The 18,494-nt window shown below is 61.3% G+C and carries 16 protein-coding genes and 2 tRNA genes; 12 read left to right on the top strand and 6 right to left on the bottom strand.

What is annotated here, in order from left to right; translation table 11 throughout:
* Window positions 1-122 precede the first annotated feature (122 nt).
* A complete protein-coding gene (locus tag ACESUZ_RS04345) occupies window positions 123-482 on the top strand; it encodes an arsenate reductase family protein (protein ID WP_055285675.1) in 360 nt (119 codons plus the stop codon).
* A gap of 195 nt (window positions 483-677) precedes the next feature.
* Here the strand turns inward: ACESUZ_RS04345 and ACESUZ_RS04350 are convergent, their stop codons facing one another.
* Window positions 678-1,088, bottom strand: coding sequence for a hypothetical protein (locus tag ACESUZ_RS04350; protein ID WP_271746478.1), 411 nt, complete (start codon window positions 1,086-1,088; stop codon window positions 678-680).
* 276 nt (window positions 1,089-1,364) lie between these two features.
* Between ACESUZ_RS04350 and ACESUZ_RS04355 the strand changes: the two genes are divergently transcribed.
* The 6 genes from ACESUZ_RS04355 (at window position 1,365) to ACESUZ_RS04380 (ending at window position 3,950) form a co-directional block, all read left to right on the top strand.
* Window positions 1,365-1,438: transfer RNA gene (locus ACESUZ_RS04355), tRNA-Gln, on the top strand.
* Between the two features lie 17 nt (window positions 1,439-1,455).
* A tRNA-Glu gene (locus ACESUZ_RS04360) sits at window positions 1,456-1,532 on the top strand.
* 97 nt (window positions 1,533-1,629) lie between these two features.
* Complete coding sequence (locus tag ACESUZ_RS04365; RefSeq protein WP_271759129.1) at window positions 1,630-2,547, top strand: tetratricopeptide repeat protein; 918 nt, start codon at window positions 1,630-1,632, stop codon at window positions 2,545-2,547.
* A complete protein-coding gene (gene smpB / locus ACESUZ_RS04370) occupies window positions 2,537-3,007 on the top strand; it encodes an SsrA-binding protein SmpB (RefSeq protein WP_035137396.1) in 471 nt (156 codons plus the stop codon). Before ACESUZ_RS04365 ends, smpB begins: the two co-directional genes overlap by 11 nt.
* Window positions 3,008-3,213: 206 nt before the next feature.
* Entirely contained in the window at window positions 3,214-3,717 is a 504-nt protein-coding gene (locus ACESUZ_RS04375) for a flavin reductase family protein (protein WP_373198675.1), read from the top strand.
* An 89-nt stretch (window positions 3,718-3,806) separates the two neighbouring features.
* Window positions 3,807-3,950 (top strand): rubredoxin-like domain-containing protein, encoded by a 144-nt coding sequence (locus ACESUZ_RS04380; protein WP_055251878.1) that lies wholly within the window; start codon window positions 3,807-3,809, stop codon window positions 3,948-3,950.
* 149 nt (window positions 3,951-4,099) lie between these two features.
* Here ACESUZ_RS04380 and ACESUZ_RS04385 read toward each other — a convergent pair whose 3' ends face one another.
* Both ACESUZ_RS04385 and gpmA read right to left on the bottom strand, forming a co-directional pair.
* Complete coding sequence (locus tag ACESUZ_RS04385) at window positions 4,100-5,371, bottom strand: Nramp family divalent metal transporter (RefSeq protein WP_373198677.1); 1,272 nt, start codon at window positions 5,369-5,371, stop codon at window positions 4,100-4,102.
* A gap of 60 nt (window positions 5,372-5,431) precedes the next feature.
* The gene (gene gpmA / locus ACESUZ_RS04390; protein WP_443985223.1) at window positions 5,432-6,205 is read right to left on the bottom strand and encodes a 2,3-diphosphoglycerate-dependent phosphoglycerate mutase; all 774 of its coding nucleotides are present in this window, start codon (window positions 6,203-6,205) and stop codon (window positions 5,432-5,434) included.
* A gap of 570 nt (window positions 6,206-6,775) precedes the next feature.
* Here gpmA and gltB point away from each other — a divergent pair.
* The 5 genes from gltB to ACESUZ_RS04415 all read left to right on the top strand — a co-directional run bounded on the left by gltB (window position 6,776) and on the right by ACESUZ_RS04415 (window position 17,019).
* Complete coding sequence (gene gltB, locus ACESUZ_RS04395; protein ID WP_373198679.1) at window positions 6,776-11,473, top strand: glutamate synthase large subunit; 4,698 nt, start codon at window positions 6,776-6,778, stop codon at window positions 11,471-11,473.
* Between the two features lie 5 nt (window positions 11,474-11,478).
* On the top strand, window positions 11,479-12,960 hold the full coding sequence (locus ACESUZ_RS04400; RefSeq protein ID WP_373198681.1) for a glutamate synthase subunit beta: 1,482 nt from the start codon (window positions 11,479-11,481) through the stop codon (window positions 12,958-12,960).
* Window positions 12,961-13,375: 415 nt separating this feature from the next.
* Window positions 13,376-14,083 (top strand): hypothetical protein, encoded by a 708-nt coding sequence (locus ACESUZ_RS04405; RefSeq protein ID WP_195919256.1) that lies wholly within the window; start codon window positions 13,376-13,378, stop codon window positions 14,081-14,083.
* A 193-nt stretch (window positions 14,084-14,276) separates the two neighbouring features.
* Window positions 14,277-15,353, top strand: coding sequence for a hypothetical protein (locus tag ACESUZ_RS04410; protein WP_373198682.1), 1,077 nt, complete (start codon window positions 14,277-14,279; stop codon window positions 15,351-15,353).
* Between the two features lie 295 nt (window positions 15,354-15,648).
* Window positions 15,649-17,019: an amidohydrolase family protein gene (locus ACESUZ_RS04415; protein ID WP_230308367.1), complete on the top strand. Its 1,371-nt coding sequence runs from the start codon at window positions 15,649-15,651 to the stop codon at window positions 17,017-17,019.
* A gap of 90 nt (window positions 17,020-17,109) precedes the next feature.
* On the opposite strand, the gene ACESUZ_RS04420 is transcribed toward ACESUZ_RS04415, so the two are convergent.
* The 3 genes from ACESUZ_RS04420 to ACESUZ_RS04430 form a co-directional block, all read right to left on the bottom strand.
* Window positions 17,110-17,583 (bottom strand): hypothetical protein, encoded by a 474-nt coding sequence (locus ACESUZ_RS04420; RefSeq protein WP_373198683.1) that lies wholly within the window; start codon window positions 17,581-17,583, stop codon window positions 17,110-17,112.
* 146 nt (window positions 17,584-17,729) lie between these two features.
* On the bottom strand, window positions 17,730-17,999 hold the full coding sequence (locus tag ACESUZ_RS04425) for a metal-sensing transcriptional repressor (protein ID WP_226812542.1): 270 nt from the start codon (window positions 17,997-17,999) through the stop codon (window positions 17,730-17,732).
* Between the two features lie 138 nt (window positions 18,000-18,137).
* Complete coding sequence (locus ACESUZ_RS04430; protein ID WP_055310331.1) at window positions 18,138-18,359, bottom strand: heavy-metal-associated domain-containing protein; 222 nt, start codon at window positions 18,357-18,359, stop codon at window positions 18,138-18,140.
* Between the last annotated feature and the right edge of the window lie 135 nt (window positions 18,360-18,494).

The raw sequence follows: 18,494 nt of genomic DNA on the forward strand, positions 1-18,494 counted from the left end.
CCTTAAGACGAGACATCGCGACTGCCTATGCTTCGACATTGACTACAATAACGGCTGCAATCGCGAGTGGTCGTCGATGTGCAGTTTTCCAGACACCTGTTTTCTCTAAGAAAGGAAATCCCATGGCGGTATTGTTTGTTGAATATCCCAAGTGCTCGACCTGTAAGAAGGCCAAGGCATGGCTGGACGAACATGGGGTAGAGTATATCGATCGCGATATCGTTTTGGACAATCCCACGGCTGATGAGCTTGCGACCTGGATTGCTCGTTCGGGGCTGCCGGTGCGGCGCTTCTTTAATTCGTCGGGCATGAAATATCGAGAGCTGGGCCTGAAGGCGCGTCTGGATGCGGGCATGACGGATCAGGAGTGCTACGAGCTGCTGGCGACCGACGGCATGCTGGTCAAGCGTCCGCTGCTGGTGGGCGACGACTTTGCGATTCCCGGCTTTAGGGAAGCGGCTTGGGCCGAGGCGTTGCTGTAGCGGCTGCGGAAAGTGCGACCCGTTTTAAGCTCGGATTCCGGGACGCAGTTTCCGGTTGAAGGGGCTAGCGGAAACCGTATCCCAGTTTGAGCGCGAAATCTGGGATACGGTTTCCGTTTGGGGCCTCTAGGGGAAAGCGCGTCCCGTTCTGGACGTAAATTCCGGGATGAGCTTTCCGGTTGGCGGGCATATGCGCTAATCCTCAAGCTGTGCCCATTCGTGCGGATCGTAGACCTTTACGTGTTTGTTGGGCTTGCCGCTCCAGTACTCCTCGTCCATAAAGGGCAGATATGCCTGAACGCCGGGGCAGATAAAGGGAATCCGCTGCTGTTGCAGTCGCTCGCGCTGGCGCTGCTCCAGGTGCGCCTCGGATATGACGGTCGGCATACCGGACAACTCGACGAGGCTTGCCTGGATTCGCTTAAGGTCGGGGAGTCCCGCGTGCCATGACATCCGCATGATCAAAAAGGATGCACGGCGGTATTTTGCCTGCACCACAGTAATGGCGGGGCGCAGTGTGGGATGGATTTTGTCCCGTTCGGGCCAAAGGTCGGCAGTGATCTCGAGGCCCAGGGTCTCCCATAGGTAATCAAGCTCTTCGTCCATGGTACCTCGATATCTACGCGATCATTGATACTTCGATTGTGTTGCCTGGTGCTATCGTTTTCGCGGTAGAATCTGCCAACGGTTGACGGCTACCGCTCGCGGTGTTTTGCCCTTCGTGTACAGCGGTCGGCTTCACAGGTCCTTCACGGGTTGGACTAAATTAGGCCAATTTGACTGAATTTCAAAAAAGTCAAAATTGGGGCTTGCGTCACGGCGAGACTTCCCGTATATTTCTTTCTTGCGCAAAGGCACAGCCGAGCGCAGCGATGCAGTCATTGGGATGTCGTCTAATGGCAGGACAGCGGATTCTGGTTCCGTCAATGGGGGTTCGACTCCCTCCATCCCAGCCATTGCATTTGCTACATATGGCCCGTTCGTCTAGCGGTTTAGGACGCCGCCCTCTCAAGGCGGAGATCACCAGTTCGAATCTGGTACGGGCTACCAAAATTGAATGCCCGGGCCTCGTAAGAGACCCGGGTTTTGTGTATTGACCGATGCTTAAGGCGCGCGTTGAGTCTGCCGCCCGGATCGAGGAGTTGTCATGGATCTGCCCATCAGCTTGCAAGACATCACGTATGCCGAGAACTATCTGGCGCAGGGCGACCTGGCTACGGCGACGCCGCTGCTGGAGCGTCTGGTGGAGCTCGCCGAGGAGTATATCGACGCTGAGTGCAAGACGGAGGAGAAGCGTCAATACTTTAGCTTCGATAGCAAGTTTGAGCGCTTGGCCTATCGCCGCGTGGAGAAGGATCCGCGCGAGCTCGTGCAGGTCGAGGTGCCGTTTGACCGCCTGTACTCTGACATGGCGTTTGCCTACATTCGCCAGCAGGATTATGTGAGTGCTCGCAACGCCTTGATGCAGGCCGTGCGCTGGGACCCCATGAACTGCAACTACCGCCTGGATCTGGCCGAGCTGTTCCGCGCTCTCGAGGACAAGCAGGAATGGGCATCGCTCTCGTTCTCGGTGCTGGAGCGTGCAAGCGATGGCAAGTGCGCCGCCCGCGCTTACGCCAATCTAGGTCAGTACTTCTTGGAGCCCGAGACCGAGAACGTTTCGGCTGCCGTGGGCTGCGCGCGTCTGGCGCTGCGCCTGGCGCCCAACGATGCGCATACGACGCGCCTGCTCAACAAGATCCATACCACCTATCCGGATGCCGCCGATGAGAGCGACGACCACGTGATGGGTGAGCTCGCCCTGCAGGGCGTGCCGACCTCACCTTCGGCCGAGATCGCCATCTGCCTGATCATGTGTGCGACCGATGCTGCAAGCGACGGCGACAAGCAGGAGGCGACGCGCCTGACGGTGCGTGCTCGCGACTTGGTGGGCGAGGAGGCCTGCGCGGCGATTATCAAACTGGTGCGCGAGAGCGATGCCGAGCTCAATGCCGAGCGCAAGGCAAAGCGCGCAGGTGCCGACAAGGGAACCGATGGCGCCAAGGAGGCCGGCGATGCCCAGTAAGCGCGAGCGCAAACTCATTTCCAAGAATCGCTCGGCACATCACGAGTACTTTATCGATGAGACGTTTGAGTGCGGTATTGAGCTGAGCGGCACCGAGGTCAAGTCGATTCGCGAGCGCGCCTGTCAGATCACTGACACTTTTGCGCTGATTCGTGGCGGCGAGTGCTGGCTCGTCGGCCTGCATATCCACCCTTATAGCCATGGTGGCGTGTGGAATCGCGATCCCGACCGTCGGCGTCGTCTGCTGCTGCACCGCAAGGAGATCGACTTTCTTGACGGCAAACTTCGCAACCGTGGTTATGCGCTGGTTCCGTTGGAGCTCTACTTTAATATCGACGGCCGCGTAAAGCTACTGCTGGGTCTGGGTCGCGGCAAGAAGCTCTACGACAAGCGCGAGGACATGGCCAAGCGTGATGTCCAACGCGAGATCGACCGCGCCCTCAAAGAGCGCAATCGCTGACCACCCTTCATAAGTTGCGGTGGAATACGGACTGTTTTGCCTGTTTGAGGGGCTATTCAGTCCCTATTTCACCGCAACTGCGGGCGTCTCATCTTGCTTACTGTTTTTACACATATGTCTTAAAGGCGGCGTCCGTTATAGGCGCCGCCTTTTTTGTGGGTACATACATCCATGAGGTTCAATCCCGAGTTAGGGGAGTGATCGTTGTGGATAAAACTGCGTTCTTTACCATGCCGAGCGGTCTGTATGTGGTGAGCGCCGCGGCCGATGGGCTGCGCGCCGGCTGCGTCATCAACACGGCGGTGCAGGTGACGTCTACGCCGCCGCGCATCTCGGTTGCCGTGAATAAGGACAATGTCACGTCTGGTGTTATCTCGTCTGCCAAGGCCTTCGCGCTGACCGTGATCGACCAGACGGCCGATATGCTCTACATTGGCAACTTTGGGTTCCGCACCAGCAGTGACTATGACAAGTTTGCCAAGTACGAGACGCGCGAGACCACGCTGGGCATGCCCTATGTGCCCGAGCACGCGGCAGCGCTGTTTAGTTGCCGTCTGATTGACACCGTGGACGTGGGCACGCATCTGCTCTTTATTGGCGAGGTTGAGGATGCCGAGCGTCTGAGTGGCGAGACTCCGTTGACCTATGACTACTACCACAAGGTGCTGAAGGGCAAGACGCCGCCCAAGGCTTCATCGTATCAAGGCTAGAAATGTTCTAAAAATACTTGCATTATATTATTGAGAACATATACTAATAAGTGAAGTACATCACCAGTCGCGTTCGAGAGGAGAACATCATGGCTGAGGAGAAGAAGACGTATAAGTTTGTGTGCGTCGTTTGCGGTTACGAGGTTGAGGTCGACACGCCCGAGCTGCCCGAGGACTACGTGTGCCCGGTGTGCGGCGTCGGTCCCGATCAGTTTGAGCTCGTCGAGGAGTAGCTCGCAGGCACACGGCGAAAGCCGAATATAGCTCTGTCCAAGGGCCCCGGTCGAATTCTCGGCCGGGACCCTTTTGATTTATCTGACGGTTTAAAACGGTCTCACGTGTTACAGATCGAGACGTTTGTCTGGGCGGGCTCCCCGTCCCGTTACATCCCCGTTAGCAGCACGATGTCGAGAGCCGTCACGATGGCACCGATCCCTACGAGCAACGCGTTGAGCGGGCGCGAGTTGGCGTATTTGCCCATGACGCGGGGCGAACTGGTGAGTCGTATGAGCACAAAGACCGTAATTGGCAGCTGAAGCGACAGCAGCGCCTGACTCCAAATGAGACCCTCAAAAGGATTCGGGACGACCAAGCACGCCGCCACTGCGCCGGCGAAACAGGCCGCCACCCCGATCGAGGAATGTCGGTCGTGGATGTCGTATTCCTCGTCGAACATGCCCGCGGTGATGGTGCCCGCCGCCATGCCCGCCGTCACACTACTCGAGAGGCCCGCAAACAGCAGCGCCACGGCAAAGATGGTCGAGCTCGCCGGGCCCAAGATGGGGGAGAGCGTGGCCGCTGCGACAGCGAGGTCGTCTACGACAATACCGTGCGCAAAGAAGGTTGTCGCGGCCAGGATGACCATGGCCGAGTTGATTGCCCAGCCCACGCCCATCGAGAAGAGCGTGTCAAAGAGCTCGTAGCGCAGACGTTCTTCGATAACTTGCTCGCCTTGGCCTTCGAAGTGCATGGATTGGATGACCTCGGAGTGCAGAAAAAGGTTGTGTGGCATAACGACCGCACCCAGGACACTCACGATAATCGCGGCAGAGCCAGTGGGCATACTGGGCGTGATCCAGCTTGCGGCGGCTTGCGGCCAGTCGACCTTGACTAGTGCAAGCTCGGCCAAAAACGAGAGTCCTACCACGCCGACGAAGGCGATGATCCAGCGTTCGGCGCGCTTGTAGGAGTTCGTCATGAGCATCGCCATCGATACTGCCGCCACGATGACGCAGCCCGCACGCACGGGCAGCCCAAAGAGCATCTGGAGCGCAATCGCACCGCCCAGGACCTCTGCCATGGCGGTGGCGATCGTAGCGAGATAGGCGCTGCCGAGCACCGCGCGTCCCACGATGCGGGGGAGAAAGCGGGTCGTGGCCTCGGCGAGACAGGCGCCCGTGGCGATACCCAGGTGCGCCGCGTTGTGCTGCAGCACGATGAGCATGATCGTGGACAGCGTGACGATCCACAGCAGCGCGTAGCCAAACTGCGAGCCGGCGGCCATATTGGAGGCCCAGTTGCCCGGGTCGATAAAGCCGACGGTCACGAGCAGCCCGGGGCCGATATGCCGTGCAATGTCTAGGCCTCCGTGACCACCGGTGCGCCGGGAGCCAAAGTGTTGTTTGAGATGGTTGATCATGGTCGGTTCCTGCATAGGGGCAGCGCGGCGCCGCGCTTGGGTCATGCGGCGCCGCGCGCTCGGTTTGGGTTGGGGTTACTTGCGCGCCTTGCCCTGGTTGGCCACGGCGTCGATCTTGGCGGCGATGGTTGCCGGGTCGCCGATGTAGCGCTTGTCGAGAACATTGAAATCGGCATCGAAGGTGTAGACGAGCGGCACGCCGGTGGGGATGTTGACCTTGAGGATTTCCTCGGGCGTGAGGTGCTCGAACTTCATGACGAGCGAGCGCAGGGAGTTGCCGTGTGCGGCGATGAGTACGCGCTTGCCGGCGAGCATCTGGGGGCGAATCTCGTCTTCGAAATAAGGCCAGGCGCGGGCAATCGTATCTTTGAGGCACTCGGTATAGGGCAGCTGATCGGGCGCGACGTCGCGGTATTGCTCCTGGGTGTGGGGGTCGCGACTGTCGCCCGGCTCGAGCGCCGGCGGGCACACGTCGAAGGAGCGGCGCCAGATGAGCACCTGCTCGTCGCCGTGCTCCGCCGCGGCATCGGCCTTGTTGAGACCCTGCAGCGCGCCGTAGTGGCGCTCGTTGAGCTTCCAGGATTTGATGACGGGCAGCCACTCGCGATCCATCTGGCCGAGCACGATGTTGAGGGTGTGAATTGCGCGCTTGAGACGCGAGGTGTAGCAGACGTCAAAGTCGAAACCGGCTTCTTTGAGGGCGCGGCCGCCTGCGGCGGCTTCTTCACGGCCCGTGTCGGTGAGCTCAACATCGGTCCAGCCGGTGAACAGGTTGAGTTTGTTCCACTCGGATTCTCCGTGCCGGATAAGGACGAGTTGCATCGTCTGTTGGTCTGTCTGGTGTGCCATAGGGGCCTCCTTAATGTGGCACGACGCGCGTGCCGTTTGCTTGACGCCGCAAAGGATACCCGTTTTAGGCTAAAAAGTTAACCAAGACTAACAAAATTGTTGTATTTGAATGGGATGGTGAAAGAGGGGCTGCCGAAATGTCTCGATCTGTAACAACAAGGGATGGAAATTGGGCCTAGGTGTTACAGATCGAGACAGGAAGAAATGGTCCTATGGAAAATCTCGATCTGTAACAGCTGACCGCCAAAACCGACCCTTCGTGTTACAGATCGAGACAAACCAAAACCGTCCTGCAGAAAATCTCAATCTGTAACATCTAGGCGCCAAAATTGGGGCTTCCTGTTACAGATTGAGATGGTAGATGCAGTGAGCTTACAGGCCGCCCGGCACGCGGAAGGTGGCGTTGCCGATGGGCTCAATCGACACCTCGGGCGCATGCTCAACCTGCGACACCCACTCGTAGGGAGCGCGTTACGCGATTGTTTCGAAACGGGCGGGAAACACAACGGGCCGGCGATGCTCCTAGTATGCCTATTCAACTGACTGTCTAACACCAAGGGGAGGATCGCGATGCAGGCAGATTCCGCTCAGCAGCAGGGCCTTTATCGCCCCGAATTCGACCACGATGCATGTGGCATCGGCGCGCTTGCCGATATCAACGGCGAGCGTCATCACCAGATTCTGGACGACGCACTGTCCATTCTGGTCAACTTGGAGCACCGCGGCGGCACCGGACTCGAGAAGAACACCGGCGACGGCGCCGGAATCCTGTTTCAGGTTCCGCATCACTTTTTCCGTAAAGAGGCTCAAAAGTGCGGTCAGATTCTGCCGGCAGAGGGCGACTATGGCGTGGCCATGCTGTTCTTCCCGCAGGACGACAAGGGTGTAGAGGATGCCCGCCGCGTGTTTGAGGAGGGCTGCGCCGAAGCCGGCGTGCCGCTGCTCTTCTGGCGCGAGGTGCCGGTCGACCCGCACGACCTGGGCGAGACGGCCCGCGCCTGCATGCCCACCATCTTGCAGGCCTTCCTGGGCCGTCCGGACGACACGCCGGCGGGCGACGCCTTCGAGCGTCGTCTGTACGTGTGCCGCCGCACCATCGAGAAAAAGGCCGACGCCGAGTTTGCCCTGCGCGACAAGATCTTCTACGTGTGCTCCATGAGCTCGCGCACCATCGTGTACAAGGGTATGCTGGTCGCCACGCAGATGCGCCGCTTCTTCATCGATCTCAACGACGCCGCCGTCAAGACGGCCGTGGCGCTCGTCCACTCGCGCTACTCCACCAACACCACGCCCAGCTGGGAGCGCGCGCACCCCAACCGCTTTATCATCCACAACGGCGAGATCAACACCCTCAAGGGCAACGTCAACTGGATTCGCGCCCGCGAGCCCAACCTGTACAGCCCCGTGCTGCAGCACGATCTTGAGCGCGTGATGCCCATCATCAACCGCGAGGGCTCCGATTCCGCGATTCTGGACAATGTGCTCGAGTTTTTGGTCATGAACGGTCGCCCGCTCACGCGTGCTGCGTCCATGTTGCTGCCCGAGCCGTGGGATCACAACGACAGCCTGAGTGAGGAGCGTCGCGCCTACGACGCTTACCAGTCCATGCTCATGGAGCCGTGGGACGGTCCGGCCGCCATCGCCTTTACCGACGGTCGCACGCTGGGCGCTGCCCTCGACCGCAACGGCCTGCGTCCCGCCCGCTACTATGTGACGCGCGACGGCCGCTTTATGCTGGCAAGCGAGGTGGGCACCATCGAGGTGAGCCCCGAGAACATCCTGACGAGCGGCTGTCTGGGACCGGGCCAGATGCTCGAGGTCGATTTTGCCCGCGGCTGCGTGATCTACAACGATGAGCTGCGTGCCCGCTATGCCAAGGAAAAGCCCTACCGCGACTGGATTGCCGAGGAGACGCTGACCGTTGACGCGCTCGACAAGCCCGTCGCGCCCACGCCCGCCGAGGATACCGAGGTGCCCGCCGCCGTGCGCATGGCCAAGCTCGGGTATCACTGGGATGATGTTGACGAAGTCGTGCGTCCCATGGCCCAGCAGGGCAAGGCGCCGCTCGCCTCGATGGGTATCGATGCGCCGCTGGCCTGCCTGTCCAAGAAGACGCGCTCGTTCTTCGACTACTTCTATCAGCTGTTCGCCCAGGTCACGAACCCGCCGATCGATGCCCTGCGCGAGCATATGGTCACCTCGACCACGCTCTACCTGGGCAACCACGGCAACCTGCTCGAGGACTCCCGTACGGCCTGCCAGCTGGTTCGCTTGGAGCGCCCGTTGCTCAACGAGGAGGAGTTCGAGCGTATCTGTGCCATCGACCGCGTGGGCTTTAAGACCCGCCGTTTCCGTGCCGTGTACCGCCGCGACGCGGGTGAGGGCGCGCTGCAGGCTGCGCTCAAGCAGCTTGCCGAAGACGTCGAGGCCGCGGTTCGCGATGGCGTGAACATCGTGGTGCTGAGCGACCGTGCTGCGGCGGGCGAGGTCCCTGTGCCGTCACTGCTCGCTGTGGGCTGCGTGCACAACCACCTGATCCGCGCCGGCGTGCGTACCTTTGCCGACATCGTGGTGGAGTGTGGCGACGCCGTGTCTCCGCACGACTTTGCGGCACTGGTGGGCTACTCCGCGAGCGGCATCTATCCGTACAACGCGCATTCGTGCATTCGCGACTTGGCGGCGCACGGCGATCTGGACGTGACAGCCGAGCAAGGCATCGCCAACTACAACAAGGCTGCGACTGCCGGCATCGTTTCCATCATGTCCAAGATGGGCATCTCCACGGTGCAGAGCTACCATTCGGCGCAGATCTTCGAGGCCGTGGGCTTTACGCCGGAGTTTGTCAACGCGTACTTCGCCGGCACGGTGAGCCGTGTGGGCGGTATGGGTGTCGAGGACGTTGAGCGCGAGCAAAACGAGCGCTACGACGCCGCGCTCGCTATCCTTAAGAGCCCGGCTCCCGATCAACTGCCCACGCTGGGTCTGACCAAGTGGCGCCCGCTCGGCGGCGAGGATCACCTTATCGACCCGCAGACCGTCTACCTGCTGCAGACCGCCTGCCGCGAGGACAGCTACGACACCTTTAAGGAGTACAGCGCCCGCCTGCACCGCACCGGCCGTGCCGTGCGCCTGCGTGACCTGCTGGACTTTAATGCCAACGGTCGCACGCCGGTTTCGCTCGACGAGGTGGAGCCCGCGCTCAACATCGTCCGCCGCTTTAACACCGGCGCCATGTCGTACGGCTCCATAAGCAAGGAAGCACACGAGTGCATGGCCATCGCCATGAACCGCCTGCACGGCCGTTCCAACTCGGGCGAGGGCGGCGAGGACCCGCGTCGCGAGACCCCGCTGGCTAACGGTGACTCCAAGAATTCCGCCATCAAGCAGGTGGCAAGCGCGCGCTTTGGCGTGACGAGCCGCTACCTGTGCAGCGCCTTCGAGATTCAGATCAAGATGGCCCAGGGCGCCAAGCCCGGCGAGGGCGGCCACCTGCCCGGCAAGAAGGTCTACCCCTGGATTGCCGAGGTCCGTCAGTCCACGCCCGGCATCGGCCTGATCTCGCCTCCGCCGCACCACGATATTTACTCTATCGAGGACCTGGCAGAGCTGATCTTTGACCTTAAGAACGCCAACCCCGGCGCACGCGTGTCGGTCAAGCTGGTCAGCGAGGCCGGCGTTGGCACCATCGCCACCGGTGTGGCCAAGGGTGCCGCCGACAAGATCTTGATCAGCGGTCATAACGGCGGCTCGGGCGCCGCGGCGCGCGACTCCATCTGGCACGCCGGCCTGCCGCTGGAGCTTGGCCTTGCCGAGGCTCAGCAGACGTTGCTGCAAAACGGCCTGCGCTCCCGCGTGGTGCTCGAGGCCGACGGCAAGCTCATGGACGGCACCGACGTCGCCGTCGCCTGCCTGTTGGGCGCCGAGGAGTTTGGCTTTGCGACCATGCCGCTCATCTCCATGGGCTGCCTCATGCAGCGCGACTGCCAGCAGGATACCTGCCCGGCCGGCATTGCCACGCAAAACTGCCGCTTGCGTCGCGGCTTCCGCGGCAAACCCGAGCACGTTGAGCACTTTATGCTCTTTGTTGCCGAGCAGCTGCGCGAGGTCATGGCGAGCCTGGGCTTCCGCACCGTCGACGAGATGGTCGGCCATCCCGAGTGCTTGCGCCAGGTCGAGGTCCCGGGCAACCGCAAGGCCAACCTGCTCGATCTGTCGCCCGTGCTGGCGAGCGCGACCTGCGAGTTCGGTGCCCATATTCCGGGCGCCGACGGTCGCCACTTCCTGCCGCAGATGGCTGCGGACAGCGAGCTCGACAAGACGCTCGATTCCACGTTGTTTGTGCCCTATACGGCCGATGCCCGTGCGCACCTGCGTCCGATTCGCTTCCGTGCCGATATCGCCAACGTCAACCGTTGCGTGGGCACCATCCTGGGCAACGCGGTGACCAAGGCGCATCCCGAGGGCCTGCCCGCCGGCTCCATTACCATCGATTGCGATGGTTCGGCTGGTCAGAGCTTTGGCGCGTTCCTTCCGCGTGGCATTGCGCTCAACGTGTGCGGCGACGCCAACGATTACTTTGGCAAGGGCCTTTCGGGCGGCGAGGTGTCGGTGCGCCCCAACCCGCATGCGACTTACAAGTTCGACGAGAACATCATCGTGGGCAATGTTGCGTTCTTTGGCGCCACGAGCGGCCGCGGCTTCATTAACGGTCTGGCCGGTCAGCGTTTTGCCGTGCGCAACTCCGGTGCCACCGTGGTGGTCGAGGGATGCGGCAACCATGGCTGCGAGTACATGACGGGTGGTCTGGCGCTCATCCTGGGCGAGGTCGGGCAGAACTTCGCTGCCGGTATGACGGGTGGCGTGGCCTATGTCTTTGACCAGTACGGCACGCTCGATGCCCGCGTGAACCACGAGAGCGTTGAGCTTAAAGCCCCGACGGCCGGTGAGCTGGCGCAGATTCGTGCGCTCATCCAGGAGCACGTGGACGCGACGCAGAGCCCGCGCGGCATTAAGCTGCTCTACAGCTTTGAGACGATGAGCAAGCACTTTGTGAAGGTCATTCCGACCGAGTACGAGCGCGTGCTGGCGATTGTCGCCGCCGCCGAGGCCGTCGGCAAGACGCATGAGCAGGCCGAGGAGCTGGCGTTTGACATTGTGACCGGTCGGGCGAGTGCCGCGGATGTTGCTCGCTTCGATGTTGCGGGCGGTGCTGCGGGTGCTGCGTCCGTGGCTGCCAGCTCTGTTGCTTCGACCAAGAAGGAGGCGTAAGTGCCATGGGTAAGCCCGGTGCTTTTCTTGATATCGATCGCGTGACCCATGAGCTGCGCCCCGTGGAGGAGCGCAGCCGCGATTTCGATCCGCTGTACGTGGAGCTCGACGACGACGCGCGCCGTGCCCAGGCGAGCCGCTGCATGATGTGCGGTGTGGCGTTTTGTCAGATGGGCGCGAGCTTTGGCAAGGCACGTCCGAGCGGTTGTCCGCTGCACAACCTGATTCCCGAGTGGAACGAGCTGGTGTACCGCGGCCGTTGGGACGAGGCCGCCGAGCGCCTGTCACTCACCTCGCCCATGCCCGAGTTCACGAGTCGCGTGTGCCCGGCGCTGTGCGAGGCCGCATGCAACCTGGGCTCGGTCGATGGCCAGCCCACGACGATCCATGACAACGAGCGCGCGATTAGCGACCATGAGTGGGCCAACGGCGGTCCGCACCGCTTTGAGCCGGCAGGGGAGGGTGCACCCACGGTTGCCGTGGTGGGCTCCGGTCCCGCTGGTCTGGTGGCAGCATGGGAGCTTGCGCGTCGTGGCGCCCGCGTGACGGTGTTTGAGCGCGACGACCGCCCGGGCGGTCTGCTCATGTACGGCATTCCCAACATGAAGCTCGAGAAGTCCGTGGTCGAGCGTCGCGTGGCGCTCATGCGCGAGCTGGGCATTGTGTTCGAGCTGAGTGCCGACGTTACGAACCCTGCGGTGGCGGCCAAGCTCAATGGCTTTGACGCCGTCGTGGTGGCTGCCGGTGCTCGCGCCCCGCGTGGGCTGGCTGCTGAGAATATTGACGCACCCGGCGTGGTGTATGCCGTGGACTACCTGACGGCCTCGACCGTCTCGGTGCTCGATGGCGGCGAGCCTGTCGTCGATGCACACGGCCTGGACGTCGTGGTCATTGGCGGCGGCGATACCGGTAACGACTGCGTGGGCACCGCGGTACGTCAGGGTGCGCGCAGCGTGCGCCAGTTTGAGTTCTTGCCGGCGGCGCCTGATGCGCGCGCGGCGAGCAACCCCTGGCCGCAGTGGCCAAACGTTAAGAAGACCGACTACGGCCAGCAGGAGGCCATCGCTGTCATGGGCGGCGAGATGCGCGCTTGGGGCGTGGATACGCTCGAGGTGCTGCTGGACAAGAAGGGCGCGGCCGCGGGCCTGCGCGTGGTCGATCTGGATTGGTCGGCTGGCAAGCCCGAGCGCATCGCGGGCTCCGAGCACGAGGTGCCGGCCCAGCTGGTGCTCATCGCCTGCGGCTTTACGGGCCCAGAGCACGGTGTGTTCGACGCCGTTGGCGTGCCCGTTGCCACTGCTGGTCGTCCGCTGCCTGTGATGGCCGCCGAGGGCTCGCATCTTGCGGCGCGTGTTGGCGGCGTCGCTGTGGATGCCGCGCCGGTGTATGTTGCCGGTGACGCTCGTAACGGCAGCTCGCTCGTGGTGAACGCTATGGCCGACGCCCTGGCCTGCGCTGCCGAAGTCGCCGACGCGCTGGAGCTGTAAGGCGGCTGTCCACAGCTGAATCGTCAAGGGCTGTCCCCGAATGCCGGCCCAAAAGGAACGTCCCCAAGTGCCGGCAGCTGGGGACGTTCCTTATGTGCCGGCATTCGGGGACACTCCTTGCGAGTTCGCAGGCGACTTTGTCATTTGCCGACGTGCAAGTGTTCATTCGTCGACGTTTGCGACTGTGCTACTCTGCTCTTTCTGTGGTGGTAGCGGGCGTTTGCCTCAAATGAGTGAACTGACTGTCTATATCTACCTGCGGTTTCTTTGCGGTGCGCTCATTCGGTCAAGTGTCCCGTCAAGTGTTTGGTCAGCATCTGGTTTGCAGCCGGAGGCCTATTTTGCCCGCGCTGGTCGTGGCTGCCCACCCTCCTCGTAAGCTCAAATTGAGGTTCATCAGTTTGAGGAGGATGCCGTGACTGACCACGTTTTAGACCGAGCGCAGCTGGCTGAAGCCGTCGGCAACGATATTGCCGACATGGCCCATTTTTGGATGCTGCGGAAGTTCCAGTTTTTGGAGCCGGCACGCGAACAGTTCGAGATCATTGTCGACCCGTGGCTCAGCTATTGCACCGAGCCTTCGCAAAACGAAATCATGGCCTACAACATGGCATTTACCGATTGGCTGCTCTTCGAGCGCCCTTATCGCCATGGCAAGACGCTGCTCGAGCTGTATGTTGACGAACCGCCGGCATCGCTTTCGCCTGCCTCGCTCAAGCGGCTCGAGCAGGTACGCGACACGCAGTATTTCTCGCGCTTTGGCATTTTGGACAAGGATCCTGCGAACGGCATGGTTGCGCTGAAGGATACGCGTGCCGACCGTCGCTTTGATGTCTACGACCCGCATATCGTGCAAAAGGAGCATTGGAGCGACGGCGCGATCGCGGTGCGCCTCGCCTGCATCGACGATGTCTGGCTGACGGCGGGACAGCTCTATCTGTATGACATCGCGCGCCTGAGTGACACGGCGGTCGATGGACCGGGTGCGGTGCATCCCGAGGATCTGCAGGACGGCTTTGACACCTCGTGCGTCAGCTTCTTTTTGCGCCTGGTCCGCGACATCATGGGCGCCCAGGGGCGGTACGTGAAGTCGCTCAACATCTACGAGCAGGAGTGGGAGTAGGGGATGTGACTGGCGTCGCCCTGCTGCCCTGACTTTGTCTCAATCTGTAACGTTTGGCGGCTGTTTGGGCCCGTAACTGTTACAGATTGAGACGGAAGGTTGGCGGCTGCCGAAAGATCTTGTTCTGTAACAACTAGAGGCTCAAAGACTGTCTTCCTGTTACAGATCAAGACATTTGTCAGCGGAGGCAACGGTGACGATGGTCCATTTGTCTGACGTGGTGGTGATGAAAGTGTCTAATACCGTTCTCAAACACAAACATGCGACTCGCAACACGTTGGCGCGGAATAGGATGCTCGCGCGGCTCACGGAGACGGCCAAGCAAGGTGCGCTGCTCGCAACGCATGACAATACCGAGCTCATGTGGCTGCGACGCCATGTTGGAACCGACGATATCGCGGAGCCCGAGCCGTACCTGTTCTGTTTTCAGCATGATTGGGATGCATTGACGCCGGCGGAGCGAGCGCTGAGGACTATCAAAGGGCTTGCGAAATTTCATCCCGATTGGGCGTTTTGGGGATATGACGCCGCGCTGATATGGGGTCTGGAGGTGCCGAATGATCTGCTCGGGCCGCGTTTCCTTGTTAAGACTTGCTGTTCGGTGACGTTGAGCGGCGGGTGCAGGTTGTTGCGTCCGCAGATTGCGGGCGCGCTCGAGCGCGTCGACGGCGTGCGGGTGACGTCGTTTTGGCGCACGGCGGAGGATTGCTTGCTGCGTGCGCCGTTCTCCTACGGGTTGGCGATTGCCGATTCTGCACTGCGGGTGAAAGACGTATCACGTGGGGATTTGTGCGAGCGCCTCCGCGCCGATTGCGAGGGCAGGCGAGGGTATCGCAGGGCACAGGCGATTGCGTCGTATGCGGACGGGCTGTCCGAAAACGGCGGCGAGTCTCGGTTCCGAGCGTTCTTTATTGCGTACGGCTTTCCGGTTCCGGAGCTGCAGGTGGAGTTTCGCGACCCGCTCGATCCGAGCCAGGTGTTTCGCGTCGACTGTTTTTGGCGGCTCGAGGAGGGAACGTGCGTGATTGGCGAGCTGGACGGTAAGGGGAAGTACACCCTGCAGAGCGGCGAGGCCCGGGAGCCGGTCGACCCATTCGTGGCAGAGCGTCAGCGGGAATCTCATCTGACAATGCTCGGGCACAAGGTGCTTCGGTTTACGTTTGATGAGCTCAAGAATCCGGGGAAGCTGGTTGAGAAGATGAGGCTGGCGGGTATTCCGCGACGGCCCGATTTGGCTGAGGAGTGGAGACGTCGGTGGTATGGGCGCTGAGAGGTTTTGTCTTGATCTGTAACGTTTAGAAGTTGTTTGAGTTCGTAATTGTTACAGATCGAGACAAACCGGTGAAACGTCGACCGAATGTCTCGATCTGTAACATCAAGGGGCCCAACAACCCTGTATCTGTTACAGATCGAGATATTTCCCTGGTGTCGCTGGGGTGGGACTGCAGCATATTCCGTCTCCCACATCCCCTCTTCCCTCCGTTAACCGATGCGTCTGCAACAATCCAGCGGGACTAGGTGATAATGGACAAATGTTCAAGTTAATCGTGAGGGAGGAGCTCGATATGGCGTCTGCCGATCGTTCCACGTTGTTTATCAATGCGACCATTCTGGATGGCTCGGAGCATATGGAGCCGCAACCCGATATGGCCGTGACTGTTGAGCGCGGCGTCATCACCTGGATGGGGCCGAGTGCTGTGGCGCAGGCGCCCGCGGGTGCCGAGGTTATCGACCTGGGCGGTGCGTATCTCATGCCCGGTCTCATCAATATGCACGTGCACCTGTGCGGCTCGGGCAAGCCTGTCTCGGCCGGCGATGCGGGCGCGCTGATGAAGAAGCTCGATAATCCCGTGGGGCGCGCCATCGTGCGCCATATTCTTAAGGGCAGCGCCCAACAACAACTGGCAAGTGGCGTGACCACGGTGCGCGGCGCGGGCGATCCGCTGTTTGCCGATCTGGCCGTGCGCGATGCTATCGATGCCGGCAAGTATCAAGGTCCTCGCCTGGTGGCGCCGGGAACGGGCGTCACGGTGCCGGGCGGCCATGGTGCGGGCTTGTTCGCCCAGGTGGCCAACAGTCCCGCCGAGGCAGCCGAACAGGTGCGCGACCTGTATGCGCGTGGTGCCGACGTCATTAAGCTGTTCGTGACGGGCGGCGTGTTCGACGCTACCGAGGTGGGCGAGCCGGGCGTGCTGCGCATGCCGGTCGAGGTTGCCGCGGCGGCGTGCAAGGCTGCGCACGAGGTGAGTCTGCCGGTTATGGCCCATGTCGAGAGTACCGAGGGCGTGAAGGCCGCGCTTGAGGCCGGCGTTGACACGATTGAGCACGGCGCTCCGTTGACGCCCGAGATTCTGGAGCTGTACCGTGGCGCCGCGGGCACGCAACTCGAGGGGCGTGCGCCCAGTGTTACCTGCACTATCAGCCCGGCGCTGCCGTTTGTATTGCTCGACCCGAAAAAGACCCATTCGACCGATACGCAAAAGAAGAACGGCGATATCGTGTGCTCGGGCATTATCGAGAGCGCCCGTGCCGCACTGGAAGCTGGCGTTAAGGTGGGCCTGGGTACGGACTCGAGCTGCCCGTTCGTGACGCAGTACGACATGTGGCGTGAGGTGGCCTATTTTGCCAAGTATGTCGGCGTGAGCAACGCCTTCGCACTGCATACGGCTACGCAAGTCAACGCCGAGCTGCTGGGGCTGGACGGCGAGACTGGCACGATCGAGTGCGGCAAGGCCGCCGATATCTTGGTGACGCGCGAGAACCCGCTCGATGACCTGTGCGCTCTGCGTGAGCCGATGCACGTGATGTGTCGCGGCGATCTGGTGTGCAAACTCAAGGTGAAGCGCATCCCCGAGGTGGATGCCGAGCTCGACGCGATTATGGCCATGCCAGCCGAAGCGCTGGCTGAGGAGCTGGCCCGCGACGGCGTAGCATAGGTGTGACAAAGGGACAGCTCCGTTGTCGCATACAAAAAGCCGAGGTCTCAGCGCGAGGCCTCGGCTTTTATTTGTCCTATGGTATGGCGGCTAGGAGCGCGTCTCCATCTTGGCGTGGCACTTGGGGCAGGTGACGCGGATCTTGCCCTTGCCCTTGGGGACGGAGAGCATCTGGCCGCAGTTGGGGCACTTGAGATAGGCCGTGGTCTTGCGGCCCTTCCACATCTTCTTGGCCGTGCGCTTGGCACGCTCAAAGTCTTCCTTACTGGTGCCGGCCGCGCGTGAGGTGCTGGCCGCTGCGGTTCCGCCGCCCAAGCTGGCGACGAATTTGCCCAGGCAGGGGACGTTTGCAGTCGCGGCGACAAAGGCCTCGTTCTCCTTGCGACGTGCGTCGACGTTTTTGGACAGGCCGCGCAGCACGCCAATCACGATAACGGCGATGGCGATCCAGCTGAGCCACTGGATGCGGGCTATCGATCCGACCATCGCGATGACGATGCCGGCAAAACCCATCACGATGGTGAGTTCATCGGCACCATTGCGACCCTTCATAAAGTCATTCATGCAAATTGCCTTTCGTTCGATATGCTGCACGCCTTTATACCCGATTTAGAGCAAGGGGGACAGGTTAATCTGCACCAATGTGGTGCAAACATACCTGTCCCCGGAATACCAAGACGGTGCAAACGTACCTGTCCCCAATGCCCCAATTACTTGGAGAGTTTGTCGACGACGCGTTCGATTTCGGCGAGTTTGGCGGCTTTGAGGTCTTCGTCGCCCGATTCGATTGCCGAAGTCACGCAGCCCTCGATATGCGCCTTGAGCACGTCGGCGTTAATGCGCGCGAGGAGCGCCTGTGTGGCCATGAGCTGCGTGGAGATATCGACGCAGTAGCGGTCCTCCTCGACCATCCGCAGGATGCCGTCGATCTGACCGCGTGCCGTCTTGAGCATGCGGGTCACCGATTTATGGTCTGCCATCATGTCGGGTCCTCGTTTCTGGTCGATCTTCCGGATGTCCCCGTCAGTTGCGGTGAAATACGGACCGTTTAAAGGCCTAGGGCGGCACAACAGTCCGTATTTCACCGCAACTTCTGAGGATTCAGTAGGCAGCGACTGCTATGCGGCGGTCACAGACAGGGCGTGGAATTTCTCGCCCGCGGCCTCGACAGCGGCGGCGAGTTGCTCGGCGGTTACGGTGTCGGCGCACTCAACCTGGACGGTCTGGGTCTCGTGATCGGCGTCGGCGTCGGTCACGCCGGCAACGTTGAGCAGTGCCGTCTCGACAGTAGCGTCGCAGTGGCCGCACATGAGGCCGGAAGTCTTGATTGTGTATCGCATGGGTATTCCTCCCTGTTGTGTCGGCTTTCCCAGGCACCCGACCTTGACCTTCAAGCCGTCGCTCGCGTACCAAAGTACGCGTCGCTCCTCTTTCAGGTCAATCTCGGGCACCTGGAAAACCCGTTCTAAATGGAC

The sequence above is a fragment of the Collinsella aerofaciens ATCC 25986 genome (assembly GCF_964239575.1).
GTDB classification, from domain to species: Bacteria; Actinomycetota; Coriobacteriia; order Coriobacteriales; family Coriobacteriaceae; genus Collinsella; species Collinsella aerofaciens_BQ.